The sequence below is a fragment of the Ralstonia psammae genome, from assembly GCF_958405935.1.
In the GTDB taxonomy this organism is placed as follows: Bacteria; Pseudomonadota; Gammaproteobacteria; order Burkholderiales; family Burkholderiaceae; genus Ralstonia; species Ralstonia psammae.
The window spans coordinates 470,309-491,191 of record NZ_CATZBU010000002.1; the positions used below are offsets into that span (position 1 = coordinate 470,309).

Genomic DNA, 20,883 nt, shown 5'->3' on the forward strand with positions numbered 1-20,883 from the left:
AACGAGCCCCGGATGCTGCCTCAGGCAGCGGTCACCACGATCACGTGCACGCGATACGGGCCATGGGCGCCGAGCACGATGGTCTGCTCGATATCCCCCGTACGCGACGGCCCGCTGATGACGTTGGTGGCGCGCGGCAGTTCGCCCCGCTCCGCGCGCATCAGCGCATAGGCGTCTTCCAGATCGGCGACGATGCGCGACTGCGGTACCACGGCGATATGCGTCTCGGGCAGCAGCGCCGTGGAGGCGACGTTCTCCGGCCCCGACAGCAGCATCAGCGAGCCCGTCTCGGCAATTGCGCAGAAGCAACCCGTAATGCCGACGAGATCGGCGTGCTCCTGATCGGCTTGGACTTCACGCACGGGAGGACGGAATTCGATGCCGATGCCGGCGGCCGCCCAGTCGAGCGATTGCAACGTGGTCCAGGCCACCGCCTGCGGTTGGAGCTTCAGGCCAGACAGATAGCGGGCCACAGCGCCCGGCACGTCGGATAGCGCGTCCACCGTGTCCAGCGTGGAGGCCAACTTCAGCGCCTGCTCGGCGAAATGCGCGGCGAGATTCTCGGGCATTGGCGGGCGCGGGCCGGCGGGATGGCGCGCGAGGTAATCCGCCACCGCGTCGCGCTCACCCTGTGTCGGTTTCGCGGGACGATGCTGCGCATTGCGGATGCGCGCAAAGATGGCATCGCGTGCGCGGCTGGTGTCGAGCGGGTCGACGGGGGTGTCCGGTTGTGATTCCATGGCGGCTCCGAAAGATCGGTCGATTATACGAGCCGCTCTCAGCACGATCCGCCAACGCGATTGAAACTTATTCGGCGCCGACGTGAGCCTTATTGCACGCCAAACACTTGCTTCAGATACGTGAGGTAGGCCGGATCGTCGCACATGGTCTTCTCCGGTGCATCCGACAGTTTGGCCACCGGCTGGCCATTGCAGCGGACCATCTTGATGACGATCTGCAGGGGCGTGTAGCCCAGGTCGTTTGTCAGATTGGTCCCCACGCCAAACGCCAGCTTGCACCGGCCATGGAAACGCTCATACAGGCCGATGACCTTGGGCATGTCGAGGCTGTCGGAGAAGATCAGCGCCTTGGACTTCGGGTCGGCGCGCATGTCGTCGTAATGCTTGAGCATGCGCTCGCCCCACTCGAACGGGTCGCCGGAATCATGGCGAACGCCGTCGAAGAGCTTGCAGAAGAACATGTCGAAATCGCGCAGGAAGGCGTCGAACCCGTAGGTATCCGATAGCGCGATACCGAGATCGCCGCGGTATTCCTTGGCCCAGGTTTCCAGCGCAAAGGTCTGGGAATCGCGCAGGCGCGGACCCAGTGCCTGGCAGGCTTGCAGATACTCATGCGCCATTGTCCCCAGCGGCGTCATGCCGTGCTTCATGGCGAAATACACATTGCTGGTGCCGGCGTACTGGGCGCCGAGCTGTGCGTGCGTCTCCAGCAGCACATGCTCGTGCCAGGTGTGCGAGAAGCGGCGGCGCGTGCCGTAGTCGGCAATGCGACAGTCTTCCAGGCCGGGGCGCATCAGCGAGGCCAGCTTGTCGGTCAGGCGGCGTTTGCCCTCCTCCCACTGCGGGTGCGTCTGCGTGCGGCTGAAGAACACCTCGTTGACGATGGCCAGGACTGGCACCTCAAACATGATCGTGTGCAGCCACGGCCCCGCGATGACGATCTCGATCTGCCCGTCGTTGCTGGGCGCCTGGCGCACGTCGATGTACTTCTCGTTGAGATGGAACAGGCCGAGAAAATCGACGAAATCGCTCTTGATGAAGCGCATGCCGCGCAGGTAATCCAGCTCGGCATCGGTAAAGCGCAGGGTGCAGAGATGGCGGATTTCCGCGCGAATCTCGTCAATGAACGGCACCAGATCGACGCCCGCGTTGCGGCACTTGAAGCGGTATTCGACGTGCGCGCCAGGAAAGTGATGCAGCACCACCTGCATCATCGTGAATTTATAAAGATCGGTATCGAGCAGCGAGCGGATGATCATCGGACAGCGCCAAAAGCCATGTGGACTGGCCGTCATGCTAACCGAAGCCAAGCGGGACGCCCGTGGCAGTCACATAAATCCCGGCGCGCGCCCCGGAAAATGGCCGTTTTGGCTGTCTATACAGACGGAAAACCCCTTGATTCCGCTATAATTTCCGGTTTCCGACCGGATTTTTGCACCATGGAAGCAGAACGCCTCAATGCCATCCAGAACACGTTGGCCGACCTGAAGTCGCGCGCCGACGACCTTCGGAGGTATCTTTGACTACGACGTCAAATCTGAACGTCTAGTTGAAGTCGACAAAGAACTCGAAAACCCCGAGGTCTGGAACGACCCCAAACGCGCCCAGGAGCTGGGCCGCGAGAAAAAATCCCTTGAAACCGTCGTGCTGGCGCTGACCAAGCTCGACGAAGACCTCACCGGCGGCGCCGAGCTATTCGAGCTGGCCCGCGAAGAGGGCGACGACGATACCATCGAAGCCATCGAGGCTGACACCGCGGGCATGCGCGCCATTGTCGAAGACATGGAATTCCGCCGCATGTTCTCCGGCCCGATGGACGCCGCCAACTGCTTTATCGACATCCAGGCCGGCGCGGGCGGCACCGAAGCATGCGACTGGGCATCGATGCTCCTGCGCCAGTACCTGAAGTACTGCGAGCGCAAGGGCTTCAAGACCGAAGTGCTGGAAGAGTCCGAGGGCGACGTTGCCGGCATCAAGAGCGCGTCGATCAAGGTCGAGGGCGAATACGCGTTCGGTTTCCTGCGCACCGAAACCGGCGTGCACCGCCTGGTGCGCAAGTCTCCGTTCGACTCCGCTGGCGGGCGCCACACGTCGTTCTCGTCGATCTTCGTGTATCCGGAAGTGGATGACTCGATCGAGATCGAGGTCAATCCGGCGGATCTGCGTGTCGATACGTATCGCGCTTCCGGCGCGGGTGGTCAGCACATCAACAAGACTGACTCGGCCGTGCGGATTACGCACATCCCGACCGGCATCGTCGTGCAGTGTCAGAACGACCGCTCGCAGCACCGCAACCGCGCCGAGGCGATGACGATGCTGAAGTCGCGTCTGTACGAGCATGAGCTGCGCAAGCGTCAGGCCGCGGCAGACGCACAAGAAGCCGCCAAGACCGACGTGGGCTGGGGCCATCAGATCCGCTCTTACGTGCTGGACCAGAGCCGCATCAAGGATCTGCGCACCAACGTGGAGATCTCCAACACGCAGAAGGTGCTGGACGGCGACCTGGACCCCTTTATCCAGGCCAGCCTGAAGCAAGGCGTCTGACCCAAGCCAAACCAGAGCGACCGCCATGTCTGAGACGTCCCTGTTCATCCTGACCGGTGCCTCGCGCGGCCTGGGCGCTGCGCTGGCCCAGGCGCTGATGCGGCCCGGCCACCGCCTCATCTGCGTGGCACGCGGCGATAACGCCGAATTGCGCGCGCAGGCGGCAGCCGCTGGCGTGACACTCGACTGGCACCAGGTTGACCTGTCCGACGCGCATGCCGCCGAGGCCTGGATGACCAAGACGATTGCGAGCCTACCCGCTTTTGCCAACGTGACGCTGGTGCTCAACGCTGGCGCAGTGGAGCCCATCGGCACCATCGACACGCTGCGCGCCGACACGCTTCTGCCGCATCTGCAATTGAACCTGGCCGGCCCGATGGCGCTGACCGCTGCCCTGCTGCGCGGTACCGCCGGGTGGAACGCGCAGCGCCGCGTACTGGCAATCTCGTCGGGCGCCGCGCGCCGGCCGATCGCTGGTTGGGCCGCCTATTGCACGGGCAAGGCGGGGCTCGACATGTTCGTGCGCGCCATCAACGCCGACGGCGACGCCAGCGTGCGCGCCGTGGCGCTGGCCCCCGGCGTGATCGACACTGACATGCAACGCACCATCCGTGGCGCCGAGTTTTCCGGCGTGCAGCGCTTCCGCGATCTGCACGCGCACGGCGAGCTGGTCTCGCCGCAAGACGCCGCCGCGCGCATCGCCTCTTACCTGGTCCGCCCCGACTTTGGCGCGACCGAGCTGGACGACCTGCGCAACATCGCCTGATACGACATTCCTCTCATCACCATCATGACCGAACAGAACAACCCGGCCGAATCGAACACCGTGGCCGCCGTGCCGGCGCAGGACGACAACAAGATCATCGCCGAGCGCCGCGAGAAGCTGGCAGAGATCCGCCAACAAGGCGTCGCGTTCCCCAACGATTTCCGCCCGACGCACCATGCCGGTGATCTGCAAGCCAAGTACCGCGAACTCGAGCAGGCTGCACTGGAAGCCGAACCGGTACAGGTGGCCGTCGCCGGCCGCATGATGCTCAAGCGCGTGATGGGCAAGGCCAGCTTTGCCACCGTGCAGGACGCCACCGACCGCATCCAGTTCTACATCAGCCGCGACGCTGTTGGCGAAGACGTCTACGCGAGTTTCAAGAAGTGGGATCTGGGTGACATCGTGGCCGCGCGCGGCACGCTGATGAAGACAAAGACCGGCGAACTCTCGGTCGCCGTGACCGAGCTGCGCCTGCTCTCGAAGAGCCTGCGACCGCTGCCGGGCGACTACTACGGCCTGGCCGATCAGGAACAGAAATATCGTCAGCGCTACGTTGATCTGATCGTGTCCAAGGAGACGCGCGACACGTTCCGCGCCCGCACCAAGGCCATGGCCTCGCTGCGCAACTTCATGGCCGGCAACGGGTTCATGGAGGTCGAGACGCCGATGCTGCACCCGATTCCGGGCGGCGCCGCAGCCAAGCCGTTCATCACGCACCACAACGCGCTGGACATGCAGATGTTCCTGCGCATCGCGCCGGAGCTGTATCTCAAGCGACTGATCGTCGGTGGTTTCGAGCGCGTGTACGAAATCAACCGCAACTTCCGTAACGAGGGCGTGTCGCCGCGGCACAATCCCGAGTTCACGATGATGGAGTTCTACGCTGCCTACACGGACTACCGCTGGCTGATGGACTTCACCGAGCAACTGATCCGCCAGGCTGCCATTGACGCCTCGGGCACCGCCACGCTCACTTATCAGGGCCGCGAGCTAGATCTTGCCAAGCCGTTCCATCGCCTGACGATCTGCCAGGCGATCCAGAAATACGCACCGCAATACACCGACGCGCAACTGGCCGACGTGGACTTCCTGCGCGCCGAGCTGAAGAAGTTCAAGATCGACACCAATGCGCCGCAATTCCTGAACGCCGGCGTTGGCACGCTGCAGCTCGTGCTGTTTGAAGAAACCGCCGAGTCGCAACTGTGGGAGCCGACCTTCATCATCGACTACCCGGTCGAAGTATCGCCGCTGGCGCGCGGCTCTGACACGCTGCCGGGCATCACCGAGCGCTTCGAGCTGTTCATCACCGGCCGCGAAATCGCCAACGGCTTCTCCGAGCTGAATGACCCGGAAGACCAGGCCGAGCGCTTCCGCAAGCAGGTTGAGCAGAAGGACGCCGGCGACGAAGAAGCCATGTTCTATGACGCCGACTACATCCGCGCATTGGAATACGGCATGCCCCCGACCGGCGGTTGCGGCATCGGCATCGACCGTCTGGTGATGCTGCTGACTGACAGCCCGAACATCCGTGACGTGATCCTTTTCCCGCATCTGCGCCGCGAAGACTGATCGGCTCCGTCATTTGCCTTGGAAAGAACGCCCCTTCGGGGGCGTTTTTTTGTTGCCCGCGCGCTCGCAATTGGCGCGCCTACCCCGCCATTTGTAACATCGCCCCGCATTCACAGTATGTATCAAAGCGCGGCAACTCACTGATTTTTAACAGAAAAATGAGAGTACAGATGCTTACAAATTAAAACGGCATCCGTTTGGGCGATGGACCACACTGTGTTCATCGAAGGGCCGAACAATCAATGGGCCGCAGGAGAACGAAGATGAACAACATCCAACCGAACCAAGGTCAACAATACGGCGGCACGTCGCCGGGTCAGGTCCCGCCGTCGTCACGACGCATGCATCCGCTGATGACGACGGCTGCGGTGGCCGTAATCATCGCCAGCCTGACGGCGGTGGCCGCCATCACCGGCGTGCTGCCGACCTCGAAGGCTACGCAGGGCAGCACCGACCCGAATGTCGCCGCCCAATCGGCCGCGGCAATGCCGGGCGCTTCGGCCCCGATGGCACTGGCTGCACCGGGTCAGACAACGCAACCGAATCAGGCTGCCCCCTATCCGGCACAGAACGTGGCACCCGCTCCGACACGAGCCCGTGAGCCGTCGTACGCTGAACGCGCACCCTCGACCAGCCCGAGCTATGCACAAGCACAGCCGCGCCAGTCGGCCAGCCCGTATGCCGGCCACGTGACGTCAATCACCCCGATTACCACGCAAGGTAAGGAAACCGGCCTGGGCATGATTGGTGGCGCCGTGGTGGGGGGGTTGCTGGGTAACCAGATTGGCCGCGGCAATGGCCGTACGCTCGCCACGGTGGGCGGCGCGGTGGCGGGGGGCTACGGTGGCCACGTGGCGGAAAACTACTACAGCCGCGACACCCAGTACCGCGTGAACGTGCGCATGGACAACGGCACCAACCGCAGCTTCACCTACAAGGCAGCGCCGGGCTTCCAACCGGGTGAGCGCGTGCACATTGAGAACGGCTCGCTGGTGGCTGGCTAAGCCAATCTCCTCGCCAAAGAAAAACCGGCCTTCGGGCCGGTTTTTTCATGCGTACGCGTTCTAGGCTACGCGCTTATTCCGCTTCGTCGATCCAGGCTTGCTGGATGGCTTCGAGGAACTTCTCGCCGCCACGCTTGTGGTCGTCGTCAAAGCCTTCCAGCGTGACGACCTTGTTGTGCAGATCGACAAAGTTCAAGCGCGTCGGATCGACGTCGGGGTACTTGTCGTACAGCGCTTCGGCGATCTGCTGGATGTCGTTCCATTTCATGATGGGCTCCCTCCACCGCTGGCCACTCGGCTCAGTGGTTTTCCTTGGCGTGGTTGATCGTGTACTTCGGAATCTCGACGGTCAAATCCGTATCCGCCACCTTGGCCTGGCACGACAGGCGCGAGTTCGGCTCCAGGCCCCAGGCCTTGTCGAGCAGATCCTCCTCCTTCTCCGTCGCCTCATCCAGCGAGTTGAAGCCCTCGCGCACGATCACGTGGCAGGTCGTGCAGGCACACGACTTCTCGCATGCATGCTCGATCTCGATATCGGCGCCGAGCAGCGCGTCGCAGATGGTCGTGCCGGGCTTGGCTTCGATCACGGCCCCTTCCGGGCAGTATTCGACGTGAGGAAGGACGACGATTTGTGGCATGAAGAAACTCGTTCGATAAGTGTGTTTTGGGGGATGCAATCGGCGATCAGCCGAGTTCCTCGATACGTTTGCCAGCGAGCGCCTTGCGGATGCCGCGGTCCATGCGGCGCGCGGCGAATTCGTCGGTACCGTGCGACAACGCGTCCACGGCGTCCTTGATGGCGCGGTGGTCTTCGCCCTGCAAGGTGGTGCGCAGCGCGGCGATTTCGGTGTCGATGGTGGCGCGCTCTTCGGCGGAGAGCAGATCGCCATCGGCCGCCAGTGCCTGTGACAGCGCCTCAAGCAAGCGCTCGCCTTCAACGCGTTCTTCCGCCAGCGCACGACGGCGCATGTCGTCTTCGGCGGATTGGAAACCTTCCCGCAGCATGCGAGCGATATCGTCATCGCCCAAGCCGTACGACGGCTTCACGGTAATCGACGCTTCCACGCTAGACACCGTTTCGCGGGCAGATACCGACAGCAAGCCATCTGCATCGACCTGATACGTCACGCGGATGCGCGCGGCGCCGGCCACCATCGGCGGGATGCCGCGCAGCTCAAAACGTGCCAGCGAACGGCAATCGCTCGCCAGTTCGCGCTCGCCCTGCAGCACGTGGATCGCCATGGCCGTCTGGCCGTCCTTGAAGGTGGTGAATTCCTGCGCGCGCGCTACGGGAATCGTGCTGTTGCGCGGGATGATCTTCTCGACCAGGCCACCCATCGTCTCGACACCCAGCGACAGCGGGATCACGTCGAGCAGCAGCCAGTCTTCACCCGGCGCACGGTTGCCGGCCAGCAGGTTGGCCTGCATGGCCGCGCCGATCGCGACCACCTGATCCGGGTCGAGGTTCGTGAGCGGCGTGCGGCCGAACAGTTGGCCCACGGCACGACGGATGATCGGCATGCGCGTCGCGCCACCGACCAGCACCACGCCCTTTACGTCGTCCATCGTTACGCCCGCATCGCGCAGCGCGCGGCGCACGGGCGACAACGTCTTCTGCACGAGGTTGGCGGTCAGTTCGGCAAAGGTCTCGGCAGTCAGCACGAGATGCACGGTCTCGCCGGTGGACAGCATCGCGTCAATCTCGGTGTTGTCGGCGGTGGAAAGCCATTCCTTGGCAGCACGCGCCTTGTTCAGCAGCAGGCGCGTGTCTTCGGCGGAGAGCGGCTGCAGGCCCGCCTGCTCGACGATCCAGCAGACGATGCGCTGGTCGAAATCGTCACCACCGAGCGCGGAATCGCCGCCCGTCGACATCACCTCGAACACGCCCTTGGTGAGCTTGAGCACCGAGATGTCGAACGTACCGCCGCCCAAGTCATAGACCGCGTAAATGCCTTCGGCGGCGTTGTCCAGGCCATAGGCGATGGCAGCTGCGGTCGGCTCGTTCAGCAGGCGCAGCACGTTCAGGCCGGCCAGCTTGGCGGCGTCCTTGGTGGCTTGGCGCTGCGCATCGTCAAAGTACGCGGGCACGGTAATGACGGCGCCGACCAGCTCGTCGCCAAGCGTGTCTTCCGCGCGCTGGCGCAGCGTGGCGAGAATCTCCGCCGACACTTCCACCGGGCTCTTCACGCCGGCCACGGTCTTCAGTTGGACCATGCCGGGCGCGTCGACAAAGTCGTACGGCGTGTTCTCGATGTGGGCGACATCCTTCAGGCCGCGCCCCATGAAACGCTTGACCGAGATGATGGTGTTCTTCGGGTCACGCACGGCTTCGGCCTGCGCCTTGTAGCCGATGTGCGCACCGCCTGTGGGCAGATAGCGCACCACGGAGGGCAGCAACGGGCGGCCCTGATCGTCCGGCAACACTTCCGGCACGCTGCTGCGCACGGAGGCCACCAACGAGTTGGTCGTGCCCAGGTCAATGCCCACCGCCAGACGGCGCTGGTGCGGTGCGGGCGATTCGCCGGGTTCGGAAATCTGCAGTAAAGCCATGGGGATGTCTCGATTGCGCGGATGAGCTGCCTGCCAGGGCAAACCCAACATTGTCGCAAATTCTGGGTTCTAGTCTTCCAGCCGGTCGATGGCCTCGGCGGTGTCGCGTTCGATCTTTTCGATGAACATCAATTGGCGCACGGCATCGGCTGCTGCTGCGGTGTTGCCATCGCCATCGAGCAGACTGGATAGCGCCTGATAACGCGTGCGTTTTTCCTTGCGCAGCATGCCAAGCAAATCGTCCAGCGCATCCACGTTGCGCTCCGCCTTGGCGTCGCCCAGCGCTTCGCGCCACTCCATTTGCTGCATGAGAAACGCGGGCGGCATGGCCGTGTTGTTCTCGGCCTGCACATCGACACCGTGCAGGTGCAGCAGATACGTCGCCCGTTTGAGCGGGTCGCGCAGCGTCTGATATGCCTCGTTGGCGCGCGTGGCCCATTGCATGGCGACGCGGCGTTCAGCGTCGCCTGCGTGGGCATAACGGTCTGGATGCGCCTGCGATTGCACCGTGCGATACGCAGCGTTCAGCGCGTCGGCGTCGACCTCGAAGTGCTCGGGCAGACCGAAGAGGGAAAAATGCGTCGTGTTCGCTGACAAGCCGGAATTCATGAATAAAAAAAGCGGCCGTGCCGCCTCGTGTTCCTTATTCGACCGGCTCGCCCCGATCGCACTTCAGGCATTCCACCACCACGCCGATCCTGCTGGCGCGCCCGGCTTCGGTTTCCGTCCAAGGCCGCAACTGCCAGGGCGGATCGTGGCGCATGTGCTGCCCATGTCCGCAGGCGAGACGGGCGACCCAGTGGCCCTCCTCGTCCCGCTCGAAACCGACAATCGCTTGCTTCAATGTGTCCCGCTCACACGCGGAACGACTCGCCGCAGCCGCACTCGTCCTTCACGTTCGGGTTATTGAAGCGGAAACCTTCGTTCAACCCTTCGCGTGCGTAGTCCAACTCGGTGCCATCGATGTACGGCAGGCTCTTCGGATCGACGATCACCTTGACGCCGTTGGATTCGAAGACCTGATCTTCGGCGGCAATCTCATCCGCATATTCGAGCTTGTAGGCCAGGCCCGAACAGCCCGTGGTCTTCACGCCCACGCGCAGGCCCACGCCCTTGCCACGGCGGGTCAGGTAGCGGGAAACGTGCTGCGCGGCCTTGTCGGTCAGGGTGATCATGCTGCGTCCTTTCTATCCAATCCGGCTCAAGCAGCCTTCTGCTCGGCCGAGCCGTGCTTTTCCTTGTAGTCGGCCACGGCCGCCTTGATGGCGTCTTCGGCCAGGATCGAGCAGTGGATCTTCACCGGCGGCAGGGCCAGCTCTTCAGCGATGGCCGTGTTGCGGATTTCCAGCGCTTGATCCAGCGTCTTGCCCTTCACCCATTCCGTCACCAGCGACGACGAAGCGATGGCCGAACCGCAGCCGTAGGTCTTGAACTTTGCGTCTTCAATCACGCCCTGCTCGTTGACCTTGATCTGCAGCTTCATCACATCGCCGCAAGCGGGCGCGCCGACCATGCCGGTGCCGACCGTGTCGTCGCCCTTCTCGAACGAACCGACGTTGCGCGGATTTTCGTAATGGTCCAGAACTTGGTTGCTGTAAGACATTTCACACCTCTATCAATCGTTGGCTGGCGCGGGGGCGCCCGTTATTCGTCAAACGCCGCGCTCAGTGCGCCGCCCATTGAATGCTGTTCAGATCCACGCCGTCCTTGTACATCTCCCACAGCGGGGAGAGGTCGCGCAGCTTGCCGATCTTGCTCTTGAGCAACTCGACCACGTAGTCGACTTCTTCTTCCGTCGTGAACCGGCCCACCGTGAAGCGGATCGAGCTGTGTGCCAGTTCGTCGTTGCGACCCAGCGCACGCAGCACGTACGACGGTTCCAGCGAGGCGGATGTGCAAGCCGAGCCCGACGACACGGCGACGTCCTTGATTGCCATGATCAGCGACTCGCCTTCAACGAAGTTGAAGCTGATGTTCAGGTTGTGCGGCACACGGGCTTCCATGTCGCCGTTGACGTACACCTCTTCCATCGTGTTCAGGCCGCGATACAGGCGGTCACGCAGCATGCGGACGCGCTCGTTTTCGGTGGCCATTTCTTCCTTGGCGATGCGGAAGGCTTCGCCCATGCCGACGATCTGGTGCGTGGCCAGCGTGCCCGAACGCATGCCGCGCTCGTGGCCACCGCCGTGCATCTGCGCTTCAATGCGGATACGCGGCTTGCGGCGCACGTACAGCGCACCGATACCCTTCGGACCATACGTCTTGTGCGCCGAGAACGACATAAGGTCGACCTTCAACTTCTGCAGATCGATGCCAACCTTGCCCGTCGCCTGTGCGGCGTCGACATGGAAGATCACGCCCTTCTCGCGGCAGATCTCGCCGAGCTGCTCGATGTCCTGAACGACGCCGATCTCGTTGTTCACCATCATCACCGACGCAAGAATGGTGTCGGGGCGGATGGCTTGCTTGAAGACCTCGATATCGATCAGACCGTTGTCCTTCACGTCCAGGTACGTCACTTCGAAGCCCTGGCGCTCCAGCTCACGCGTCGTGTCCAGCACAGCCTTGTGCTCGGTCTTGACGGTAATGATGTGCTTGCCCTTGCTGCTGTAGAAGTTGGCAGCACCCTTGATGGCCAGGTTGTTGGATTCCGTGGCGCCGGACGTCCAGACGATTTCGCGCGGGTCGGCGTTCACGAGCGCGGCAACCTGTTCGCGCGCGGTCTCGACGGCCTTCTCGGCTTCCCAGCCAAACGGGTGGCTGCGCGAGGCGGGATTGCCGAAGCTCTCGCGCAGGTACGGGATCATCTTGTCGACCACGCGCGGGTCCACCGGCGTCGTCGCGGAATAGTCCATGTAGATGGGAAGTTGCAGGGTGCTCATATCTTGTCTGCCTGATGTGGGGGGCGATATTTTTGTGCGGGGCTGGCGTCGTGGCCGGCCTCACGCTGGCGCAATCACGACTGCGCCAGACTGAAAACGGAGTTGACCAGCGGGGCGCGCTTGACGGGCTCGGCGGCCACCGACGCGGTGGCGGGCGCATCCACGCTGCGGGTGCGTGCCGGTGTGCGCTCACGGCGTGCCGGACGCGCCTCACGCATGTCCTGAATCACTTCGGGCTGACGTTCGCGTTGCTGATCGACCAGGTTCTGCAGCGACACCGAATCGAGATACTCGACCATCTTCTGGTTGAGCGTGGCCCACAGGTCGTGCGTCATGCAGCGGCCCGTATGACCGCCGGCGTGCTCTTCACCGCCGCAGTTGCCCTTGCCGCCGCATTGGGTGGCGTCCAGCGGCTCGTCCACGGCAATGATGATGTCGGCAACGGTAACGTCGTCGGCACGGCGCGCGAGGCTGTAGCCGCCGCCCGGACCGCGCACGCTTTCCACGATTTCGTGGCGGCGCAGTTTGCCGAACAGCTGCTCCAGATACGACAGCGAAATCTTCTGACGCTGGCTGATGCCAGCCAGCGTGACCGGACCCTGCTCTTGGCGCAGCGCCAAGTCAATCATGGCGGTGACCGCGAAGCGGCCTTTGGTGGTCAATCTCATGGCGTCGGGGAAATACCTGATCGTTTTGCTCAAGTATAAAGGAACCCGACAAAATCAGTCAACTAAGGTGTCGGGGGATTCCGCGTCGCAGCAAGGGGATTTGCAGAGCCCGAAAAATGGGGTGGCCACGCGGCAGGCCGTATTGTGGACCAAAACAATCAACCACGTCCGATAGGGCTATCACGCCACTCCCGCAGCGCAACCTGCGAGTCAGGCGCCAAGGCACCGTCACTGCGGGTTTTTACTTATGCAGTGAAAAGCGCAATTTCATTGACTTCTGTTACGCGGTAGCCGAGACTGTCAGATACGCAAACGTTTGCGAAGAGCGAGGCGCGATTGCCCTTAGGAATGCCTTACGGCGTGACACGGTAACGACGCCCGCACCCCACCCGCCCCAGATAGGCCTCTTCCTGGAGGAGACACCATGGATATCCGCCGTCGCCGCGCCCTTCAACTTGGCGCGGGTTCTGTCGTAGCTGCAGCACTGCCATTCCCGTTTTCGCTCGCGCACGCCGCCAACCAGCCGCCCAAAGTTGCGCTGGTCATGAAGTCCCTCGCCAACGAGTTCTTCCTGACCATGGAGAACGGCGCGCGCAAGCATCAGAAGGATCACGCGTCGGAGTACTCGCTGCTGACCAACGGCATTCGCGACGAAACCGACACCGCCGGGCAGATCCGCCTGGTCGAGCAGATGATCGTCGCGCGTGTGGATGCGCTGGTGCTGGCACCGGCCGACTCCAAGGCGATGGTGCCGGTCGTCAAGAAGGCCGTGGACGCGGGCATTCTGGTCATCAACATCGACAACCGGCTGGACCCCGCGGCACTCAAGGAGAAAGGGCTGCACGTGCCTTTCGTGGGGCCGGACAACCGCAAGGGGGCGCGACTCGTGGGCGACTTCGTTGCCAAGTCGCTCAAGCCGGGCGATGCCGTGGGCATCATCGAGGGCATTCCGACCACCACGAACGCCCAGCAACGCACCGCTGGCTTCAAGGACGCGGCCGAAGCCGCCAAGCTGAAGGTCGTGGGGGTGCAATCGGGCGAATGGGAGATCGACAAGGGCAATAAGGTAGCGGCTGCCATGCTGCGCTCGGAGCCTGACCTGAAGGCCCTGCTGTGCGGCAACGACAACATGGCGATCGGCGCCGTATCGGCGGTGCGCGCGGCAGGCAAGCTGGGCAAAGTGCTGATTGGCGGCTATGACAACATCGACGCCATCAAGGCCATGCTTGCTGACGGGCGCGTCGTTGCCACGGCTGATCAGCACGCCGATCAACAGGCGGTCTACGGCATCGAGACCGCTCTGAAAGCGCTGGCCGCCAAGACGCCGCAGGCGAAGCTGTCGGGTGTCGTCGAGACACCCGTCAACCTCGTCACGCGCACGTAACGCCACAGACGGGCAAGCCGCCGCCAGCCATGTCTGCCGCTCACGAACCCCGCCCGCCGCTGCTGCGCGTCTCCGCTGTCAGCAAGCACTACGCCGCCCCCGTGCTGCGAGACATCGATCTCGACGTGCATGCGGGCGAGGTGCTGGCGCTCACGGGGGAAAACGGCGCGGGCAAGAGCACGCTCTCAAAGATCCTGTGCGGACTGGAGACAGCGACGTCGGGTTCGATGACGCTAGCCGGCACGCTGTACGCGCCCGACTCGCGCAACGCAGCCGAAGCGCTGGGCGTGCGCATGGTGCTGCAGGAACTGAGCATGGTGCCCACGCTCACGGTGGCCGAGAACCTGTTCCTCGGCGAGCTGCCCCGGCGGCTGGGTTTTGTGGATCGCTCTGCGCTGCGGCATCGGGCCGAACAGGCGCTCGCGCGCGTCGGCCTGGACCTCGACCCGTGGACGCCCGTGCACACGCTCGGCATGGGCCACCGGCAGATGATCGAGATTGCCCGCGCGCTGGCCAGCGCGTGCCGTGTGCTGATCCTCGACGAGCCGACGGCCATGCTGAGCGCGCACGAAAGCGCCACGCTGTTCGAGCGCATCGACGCGCTGCGTCGCGAGGGCGTGGCCATCCTTTATATCTCCCACCGCCTGGACGAACTGGCGCGCATTGCTGACCGCATTGTCGTGCTGCGTGACGGCAAGTTGATCACCGATGCCCCGGCCGCCACGATCACGCAGGACGCGCTGATCCAGGCGATGGTCGGTCGTGACGTGGCAGCCTCATCCGAAACGGAACGTGCGGCGCGCGCGCCGTGGTTTGGGGACGGCTCGCCGGCGCTGCGTGTGACCGGCCTTACGCGTGCACCAGCCGTGCGCGATGTGAGCTTCGACGTGGCGCCGGGAGAGATCTTCGGCATCGCGGGCCTGGTCGGTGCGGGGCGCACGGAACTGCTGCGGCTGATCTTCGGTGCGGACCGCGCGGATGCGGGCACCGTCGAAGTCGGCTCACCGCTGGCGCCCGTGCGCATCCGCTCGCCCGGCGACGCGGTGCGCCACGGCATCAGCCTGCTCACCGAAGACCGCAAGGACGAAGGCCTGATGCTGAGCCTGCCGATCGCTACCAACATCGCGCTGGGCAACATGCCAAGCGTCACGAAACGCGGCTGGCTGCAACCAGCGCGCGAGCGTGCGCTGTCGCAGCGGCACATCGGCGCCTTGCGCATCCGTTGCGCGGGGCCGGAGCAGCCGGTGGGTGAACTCTCGGGCGGCAATCAGCAGAAGGTGGCGATTGCCCGCTGGCTGGAGCGCGACACGCCCGTGCTGCTGTTCGATGAGCCCACGCGGGGCGTGGATGTGGGCGCCAAGTTCGACATCTACACGCTGCTCGACGCGCTGGCCGCGCGAGGCAAGGCGCTGGTCGTGGTGTCGAGCGATTTGCGCGAACTCATGCAGTTGTGTGATCGCATCGGCGTCATGCGCGCCGGGCGGCTCACGCACATCTTCCAACGCGACGCCTGGAGCCAGGACGCCCTGCTCGCCGCCGCTTTCGGTGAATCGGGTGACTCCGATTCACCTGCACCTCAATCGCCTTCGGAGACCGCCGATGCGCTCTGATTCCACCTTGCCCCCGACGCCGCCCGCTGCGCCCGCCTCCACGCGCGCGGCGCTGGGCATGTCGCTTGGCACCATCGGCGGATTGCTCGCAGCGCTGGTCGCCATGCTCGTGCTGTTCGGCACGCTGTCGCCGACGTTCTTCTCGCCGCCCACGTTCACGACCATCGCCAACGAGATTCCCGACCTGTTGGTGATGGCCGTGGGCATGACCTTCATCCTGATGATCGGCGGCATTGATTTGTCGGTCGGCTCGGTACTCGCGCTGGCGGCTTCGGTGCTGTCGGTGGCCATGACCAAGTTGGGTTGGGGCCTGTTGCCGGCAGCGCTGGCGGGCGTGGTGCTGGCCACGGCGGCGGGCATGCTGACCGGTGCCGTCACGGTTCACTGGGGCATTCCGTCATTCATCGTTTCACTGGGCGTGCTGGAAATGGCGCGCGGCCTCGCCTATAGCCTCACCGATTCGCGCACGGTGTACATCGGCAGCGCGGTCGACTGGCTCGCCAACCCCATCGCGCTGGGTATTGCGCCGTCGTTCCTGATCGCGATTGCCATCACGGTCGTTGGCCAGATCGTGCTGGTGCGCACGGTGTTCGGCCGTTACCTGGTGGCCATCGGCACCAATGAAGAAGCCGTGCGGCTGGCGGGCGTGAATCCGCGCCCCTACAAGATTGCAGTGTTCGCGCTGATGGGGCTGCTCTCGGGCCTCGCTGCGCTGTTCCAGGTGTCGCGTCTGGAAGCTGCCGATCCGAACGCCGGCGTAGGCATGGAGCTGCAGGTGATCGCCGCCGTGGTGATCGGCGGCACGAGCCTGATGGGCGGGCGTGGTTCGGTGGTGCGCACGCTGTTTGGCGTACTGATCATCTCGGTGCTCGAATCGGGCCTGGCACAGATCGGCGCATCCGAGCCCACGAAACGAATCATCACGGGCGCAGTCATCGTCGCGGCCGTGGTCATGGATACCTATCGCAGCAAACGCAACCGCGTCAAGCACCACTAAGAGACAGAGGAGATCGTCATGGCAACCATCAAGGACGTGGCCGCACTGGCCGGCGTTTCTTTCACCACCGTCTCACACGTCATCAACAACACAAGACCGGTAAACGCCGAGACACGCAAGCGCGTGGAAGAGGCCATCCGGGCCACGCGCTATGTGCCCAGCGCCGTGGCGCGCTCGCTCAAGCACCGCACCACGCGCACCATCGGCGTGCTCGTGCCCACCGCCACCAACCCATATTTTGCGGAGCTGGCGCGGGGCATTGAAGATGTGTGCGCCGCCGCCGGCTACAGCGTCATTCTGTGCAACTCCGACGACGACCCCCGCAAGCAGCGGGACTATCTGCGCGTGCTGATGGAAAAGCGCGTCGACGGCATCATCGTCAGCAGTGCCGGGCCGGACACGGCATTGGTCGAAGCGCTCGGTGAATCCGCCCTGCCCATCGTGATGGTCGACCGCCCGACCGAAGGCATCCAGGCCGACCAGGTGCAAGTCGATCACGAAGAAGGCGCCTACATGGCGACCAAGCATCTGCTGGAACTTGGCCACCGCCGCATCGCTTGCATCAGCGGGCCGTCGGCGCTAAGCGTGACGGCAGAGCGCCTGGCCGGTTTCCACCGCGCGCTGCGGGAAGCCGGCGTGCCGGAAGCCTCCGCCCGCATTGCCGAAGGTGACTTCACCAGCCCTGGCGGCTACCGCGCCGCGCGCCAGTTGCTGACCGAAGGCGAGATGCCCACTGCCATCTTTGCCGGCAATGACCTGATGGGCATCGGTGCGCTGCGCGCCGCGGCCGAACTGGGCATTCCCGTGCCGAAGTCGCTGTCCGTGATCGGCTTTGACGACATTGAACTCAGCCGTTACGTCTATCCGGCGCTGTCCACCGTTGGCCAATCGATCCGCCAATTGGGCGAGACCACCGCGCAGACGCTGCTCCAACACCTCGGCGACAACGCCTTGCGCCATCCAGTGGAAGAGCCGCGCGCACGTCGCATCGTGCTGCCACCGCGCTTGTCGCTGCGCGAGTCGACCGCCGAGCCCGAGCGCCCGGCGCGTGCCGCCTGAGCCCGCATTCCTTTCACGCTTTCAACGTAGTCCCGCCATGGTGGCCAAGCGCCCTTCCGCTTCTTCTGCGCACGCCGCTGCCGACGTGCTGATCGTCGGCAGCCTGAATATGGATCTCGTGATCCGCACGCCTCGTTTGCCGCGTCCCGGGCAAACGGTTGCAGCGCCTGCGCTGGAAACCATCCCCGGCGGCAAGGGCGCCAATCAGGCCGTGGCCGCCGCACGCTTGGGTGCCCGTGTCGCCATGCTCGGCTGCGTGGGTAATGACGCCTACGGCGCCGCGCTGCGCGACGGCCTGCGCCGCGAGGGTGTGGACACATCCATGGTGTCGGTGCACGCCGGGGCCGCCACCGGCATCGCCTGCGTGACCGTGGCCAACAGCGGCCAGAACACCATCGTCATCGTGGCCGGCGCCAACGAATTGCTGACGCCAACCATGATCGAAGCGCAGCGCGCTGCGTTCGAGCGCGCACATGTGATCGTCTGTCAGTTGGAATCGCCGCCCGATGCGGTGGAATGCGCGCTCAAGCTGGGCCAGCGGCTGGGCAAGACGGTCATCCTGAACCCGGCACCGGCGCTCGGCCCGCTGCCTACCCCATGGATTGCCGCCTGCGATTACCTGATCCCGAACGAAACCGAAGCCGCGCTGCTGACGGCTCGGCCCGTCGATTCGCCCGAAGCTGCGCTGGATGCCGCCGCTGATCTCCATGCGCAAGGCGCGCGGCACGTGATTGTCACGCTGGGGGCACGCGGCGTTGCTTACGTGGATGCCCACTCGCGCCTGCTGATGCCGGCGCCGACCGCACACGCCATCGACACCACCGCTGCCGGCGATACGTTTGTCGGCGCGCTGGCGGCCGCACTGGCGGAAGACGCGGCACCCGATGCAGCCATCGAATTTGGGCAAGCTGCGGCGGCCGTGTCAGTCACGCGGCTGGGCGCTCAGCCGTCCATTCCGTTCCGCAGCGAGCTGGGTGCGCCTACCGCGCCCGCAGCCAACTAGACCGGCGTGCTGGTGCTGGGCGGCGTGCTCGCAGTCGGGGCGCGCGGCACCAGCAGGCACAGCGGATCCCGCAAGATGCGGCGCCAGACGGCGCCCGTCACGCGCTTGCGGTCAACCCCGCGCAGGTTGCGCGAGCGCATCGCCATGTTGAAGGCCAGCGCAAACGACACCAGCACGTTGAGCACACCCATCAGCGCAATGCCGGCCACGGCCAGCCAGAACGGCGCCGTATGCATGACGTTGACGCCCAGCACGCCCACCGCGGTTGCCACCGCACCGGTCGACAGCGTGACGTGACGCACTTCCATATGCGGGCCGAAAAACGACAGGATCTCGGGCCCCAGCCCCAGCATGAAGCCCAGCGACACGTTGGCGACGATGCCCGACAGATTGCGCTTCCAGAAGCTGGCGATGCGCTGTGCGCCCTGCGTGCCCACCATGAAGCGCAGGCGCCGGTGGTAGGCAATCACGTCATGCACACGGTGCAGCGCAAACCAATTGTCGGCCCAGCCCGCCGCCAGGCTTGATGCCCACAACAGTACGCCCGTGAAGATGGCGTACAGCGGTGTCGGCCCGAGAATGGAGAACGAATCGATGGTCGCCATCGCCTTCTCTGCCGAGATCAGATCCGTATGGACGAAACGCCCGGCCAACCACTGCACCAGGAAAGCCACCGGCGCCACGGCCACCAGGTTGCCCGCAATCGCCGCGGCGTTGGAGCGGATCATGGCAACCGTGTCGTCGACAAAGCGGTCCAGCCCTTCCTGGCGGCTCACCTGGTCGAGCCGGTGCGCCAGCGCAGGCGCCGTCATGGCGGGCTGCTTGGTGGCCAGCGTGAAATGCGCGAAATGGATGCCGAGAAAGCTCACCGCATAGTTGATCGAGGCGAACAGGCCTTCGGTAAAGCGCGAAAGATGCGCCCCCGTGATGAAGAATTTGATGTACACCGTGGCCGCCGTAATGACGCCACCGCCGGCTGCGGCCTTGACCATCGCGCCGTATTCCTTCCCGTCGCGGGTGATGTAGTGCTCGCCGGTCTCGGCGGAACGCTCCACGACTTTGCGTGCCAGATCAGCAAACGTGGAGCGAATCAGATACCCCACGCTGCGGCGATGCTGGCTGGCCGACACCAGCTCGGCCGTCAGATGCACGAAGCGGCGCGAGCCCTGCGTGTCCGCCCACGCCGTGAGCAGCAAATCGATGCGGCTCAGCCACGCCTTCATGCGCTCGACCTGGAACACGACTTCCACCGAAACGCCGTTCTCGTCCAGATGCTGATACACGCTGGCCGTAGCCGCGCGGCAGCGGTCCAGCACAGCGCGGAAGTAGTTGAGTTCCTGCAGCAAGCGCTCGGGGCTCGCAAGCGCCGTGTTGGGCCGTTCCAGGAAGATCGCGTTAGCCGCGTCGGCCAGCAGGTAGAACGGTGAATCGGTGAGTTCCGCGTGGTCCATGCGGCTGCGAATGCCGCGCGACAACCCTGCCGCGCGCACCTGGCTGATCAGGATCTGGATGCCGATGCCAAGGCTGCGCTCCAATCGTGTCTGGCCCACAGCGTGCTCGTCATCCGCCATCCCCGCGCGGAACAGCGCGTGCAGGCGCGCGACCAGTTCGTCGTCCAGACCATCCACCCACTGCGCATCGGTCGGCCCCACAAACAGCAGTGCAAACAACGTTGCCAGTTGCGGCTGATTGGGTGCGGGCGGCAGCAAGCGCGCCTGCCAGCGGTCGATCAACTCGCTCCAGAAACCGGAGCGTGACGACAAGCCCGTATCGCACAGCAGCGACACCGGATCGTTGTCCTGCACGATGCTGCGCAACGTCTGCGCGACGCGCTCGGCCAGGACCGGGTTGTTCTCCAGCACCTGCAGCAGATAGCGCAGGCGCGCATAGCGCCAAGACTCTGATACGGCACCCACAGGCCGGTCCGCCCGGCGCAGCCAGTAGCCCAGCTCGGTCAGCCATTCATTGCGTTCGGCCAGACTGCGCGTGGGCTCGAACTGGGCCAGGATGGCATCGAGTTGATGGCTGGCGTGCCGGGAAGCGCGCCACTTGCGCCACGGGTTAAGCAAAAAATCGAACATCGAACTCCCTTGATGGCGGACGCGTG

General features: G+C 64.4%; 21 protein-coding genes. 9 read left to right on the forward strand and 12 right to left on the reverse strand.

Annotation, left to right across the window (positions count from 1 at the left end):
- Positions 1-20 precede the first annotated feature (20 nt).
- Both R2N16_RS05955 and pncB read right to left on the reverse strand, forming a co-directional pair.
- On the reverse strand, positions 21-740 hold the full coding sequence (locus R2N16_RS05955; protein ID WP_316664644.1) for a LutC/YkgG family protein: 720 nt from the start codon (positions 738-740) through the stop codon (positions 21-23).
- 89 nt (positions 741-829) lie between these two features.
- Complete coding sequence (gene pncB, locus R2N16_RS05960; protein ID WP_316664645.1) at positions 830-1,999, reverse strand: nicotinate phosphoribosyltransferase; 1,170 nt, start codon at positions 1,997-1,999, stop codon at positions 830-832.
- 180 nt (positions 2,000-2,179) lie between these two features.
- Between pncB and prfB the strand changes: the two genes are divergently transcribed.
- From prfB to R2N16_RS05980, 4 genes are all read left to right on the forward strand, one after another.
- Positions 2,180-3,284 (forward strand): peptide chain release factor 2 gene (gene prfB, locus R2N16_RS05965; protein WP_102064856.1). Its coding sequence is split into 2 segments (ribosomal slippage): positions 2,180-2,260 and positions 2,262-3,284, totalling 1,104 coding nucleotides; the frame shifts between segments, so codons are not numbered across the junction.
- A gap of 25 nt (positions 3,285-3,309) precedes the next feature.
- On the forward strand, positions 3,310-4,050 hold the full coding sequence (locus tag R2N16_RS05970; RefSeq protein WP_316664646.1) for an SDR family oxidoreductase: 741 nt from the start codon (positions 3,310-3,312) through the stop codon (positions 4,048-4,050).
- Positions 4,051-4,074: 24 nt separating this feature from the next.
- Entirely contained in the window at positions 4,075-5,619 is a 1,545-nt protein-coding gene (gene lysS / locus R2N16_RS05975; RefSeq protein ID WP_316664647.1) for a lysine--tRNA ligase, read from the forward strand.
- Between the two features lie 263 nt (positions 5,620-5,882).
- Positions 5,883-6,623 (forward strand): glycine zipper 2TM domain-containing protein, encoded by a 741-nt coding sequence (locus tag R2N16_RS05980; RefSeq protein WP_316664648.1) that lies wholly within the window; start codon positions 5,883-5,885, stop codon positions 6,621-6,623.
- 73 nt (positions 6,624-6,696) lie between these two features.
- Here the strand turns inward: R2N16_RS05980 and iscX are convergent, their stop codons facing one another.
- The 9 genes from iscX to iscR form a co-directional block, all read right to left on the reverse strand.
- A complete protein-coding gene (gene iscX / locus R2N16_RS05985; protein ID WP_009238557.1) occupies positions 6,697-6,891 on the reverse strand; it encodes a Fe-S cluster assembly protein IscX in 195 nt (64 codons plus the stop codon).
- A gap of 31 nt (positions 6,892-6,922) precedes the next feature.
- On the reverse strand, positions 6,923-7,261 hold the full coding sequence (fdx, locus tag R2N16_RS05990) for an ISC system 2Fe-2S type ferredoxin (protein WP_316664650.1): 339 nt from the start codon (positions 7,259-7,261) through the stop codon (positions 6,923-6,925).
- A gap of 46 nt (positions 7,262-7,307) precedes the next feature.
- Positions 7,308-9,173 carry a Fe-S protein assembly chaperone HscA gene (hscA, locus tag R2N16_RS05995; protein WP_316664651.1) on the reverse strand — a complete coding sequence of 622 codons (1,866 nt, stop codon included), beginning with the start codon at positions 9,171-9,173 and terminating at the stop codon, positions 7,308-7,310.
- A gap of 69 nt (positions 9,174-9,242) precedes the next feature.
- On the reverse strand, positions 9,243-9,782 hold the full coding sequence (hscB, locus tag R2N16_RS06000) for a Fe-S protein assembly co-chaperone HscB (protein WP_316664652.1): 540 nt from the start codon (positions 9,780-9,782) through the stop codon (positions 9,243-9,245).
- 34 nt (positions 9,783-9,816) lie between these two features.
- Complete coding sequence (locus R2N16_RS06005) at positions 9,817-10,017, reverse strand: DUF3565 domain-containing protein (RefSeq protein WP_316664653.1); 201 nt, start codon at positions 10,015-10,017, stop codon at positions 9,817-9,819.
- Positions 10,018-10,027: 10 nt separating this feature from the next.
- Entirely contained in the window at positions 10,028-10,348 is a 321-nt protein-coding gene (iscA, locus tag R2N16_RS06010) for an iron-sulfur cluster assembly protein IscA (RefSeq protein WP_027677785.1), read from the reverse strand.
- A 26-nt stretch (positions 10,349-10,374) separates the two neighbouring features.
- The gene (iscU, locus tag R2N16_RS06015) at positions 10,375-10,776 is read right to left on the reverse strand and encodes a Fe-S cluster assembly scaffold IscU (RefSeq protein WP_004635709.1); all 402 of its coding nucleotides are present in this window, start codon (positions 10,774-10,776) and stop codon (positions 10,375-10,377) included.
- 61 nt (positions 10,777-10,837) lie between these two features.
- Positions 10,838-12,055 (reverse strand): IscS subfamily cysteine desulfurase, encoded by a 1,218-nt coding sequence (locus R2N16_RS06020; RefSeq protein WP_316664654.1) that lies wholly within the window; start codon positions 12,053-12,055, stop codon positions 10,838-10,840.
- Positions 12,056-12,129: 74 nt separating this feature from the next.
- Positions 12,130-12,723: a Fe-S cluster assembly transcriptional regulator IscR gene (gene iscR, locus R2N16_RS06025; RefSeq protein ID WP_316664655.1), complete on the reverse strand. Its 594-nt coding sequence runs from the start codon at positions 12,721-12,723 to the stop codon at positions 12,130-12,132.
- Positions 12,724-13,147: 424 nt separating this feature from the next.
- Between iscR and R2N16_RS06030 the strand changes: the two genes are divergently transcribed.
- Genes R2N16_RS06030 through rbsK form a run of 5 tightly spaced genes read left to right on the forward strand, consistent with a single transcriptional unit; the run spans position 13,148 to position 18,776 of the window.
- Positions 13,148-14,107 (forward strand): sugar ABC transporter substrate-binding protein, encoded by a 960-nt coding sequence (locus tag R2N16_RS06030; RefSeq protein ID WP_316664656.1) that lies wholly within the window; start codon positions 13,148-13,150, stop codon positions 14,105-14,107.
- A gap of 29 nt (positions 14,108-14,136) precedes the next feature.
- On the forward strand, positions 14,137-15,717 hold the full coding sequence (locus tag R2N16_RS06035; RefSeq protein WP_316664657.1) for a sugar ABC transporter ATP-binding protein: 1,581 nt from the start codon (positions 14,137-14,139) through the stop codon (positions 15,715-15,717).
- Positions 15,707-16,714 carry an ABC transporter permease gene (locus R2N16_RS06040; protein ID WP_316664658.1) on the forward strand — a complete coding sequence of 336 codons (1,008 nt, stop codon included), beginning with the start codon at positions 15,707-15,709 and terminating at the stop codon, positions 16,712-16,714. Before R2N16_RS06035 ends, R2N16_RS06040 begins: the two co-directional genes overlap by 11 nt.
- A gap of 18 nt (positions 16,715-16,732) precedes the next feature.
- Positions 16,733-17,773, forward strand: a complete 1,041-nt coding sequence (locus tag R2N16_RS06045; RefSeq protein ID WP_316664659.1) for a LacI family DNA-binding transcriptional regulator — start codon at positions 16,733-16,735, stop codon at positions 17,771-17,773.
- 37 nt (positions 17,774-17,810) lie between these two features.
- Positions 17,811-18,776, forward strand: coding sequence for a ribokinase (rbsK, locus tag R2N16_RS06050; protein ID WP_316664660.1), 966 nt, complete (start codon positions 17,811-17,813; stop codon positions 18,774-18,776).
- On the opposite strand, the gene R2N16_RS06055 is transcribed toward rbsK, so the two are convergent.
- Complete coding sequence (locus tag R2N16_RS06055) at positions 18,773-20,857, reverse strand: site-specific recombinase (protein WP_316664661.1); 2,085 nt, start codon at positions 20,855-20,857, stop codon at positions 18,773-18,775. The genes rbsK and R2N16_RS06055 overlap by 4 nt on opposite strands.
- Positions 20,858-20,883: the final 26 nt, after the last annotated feature.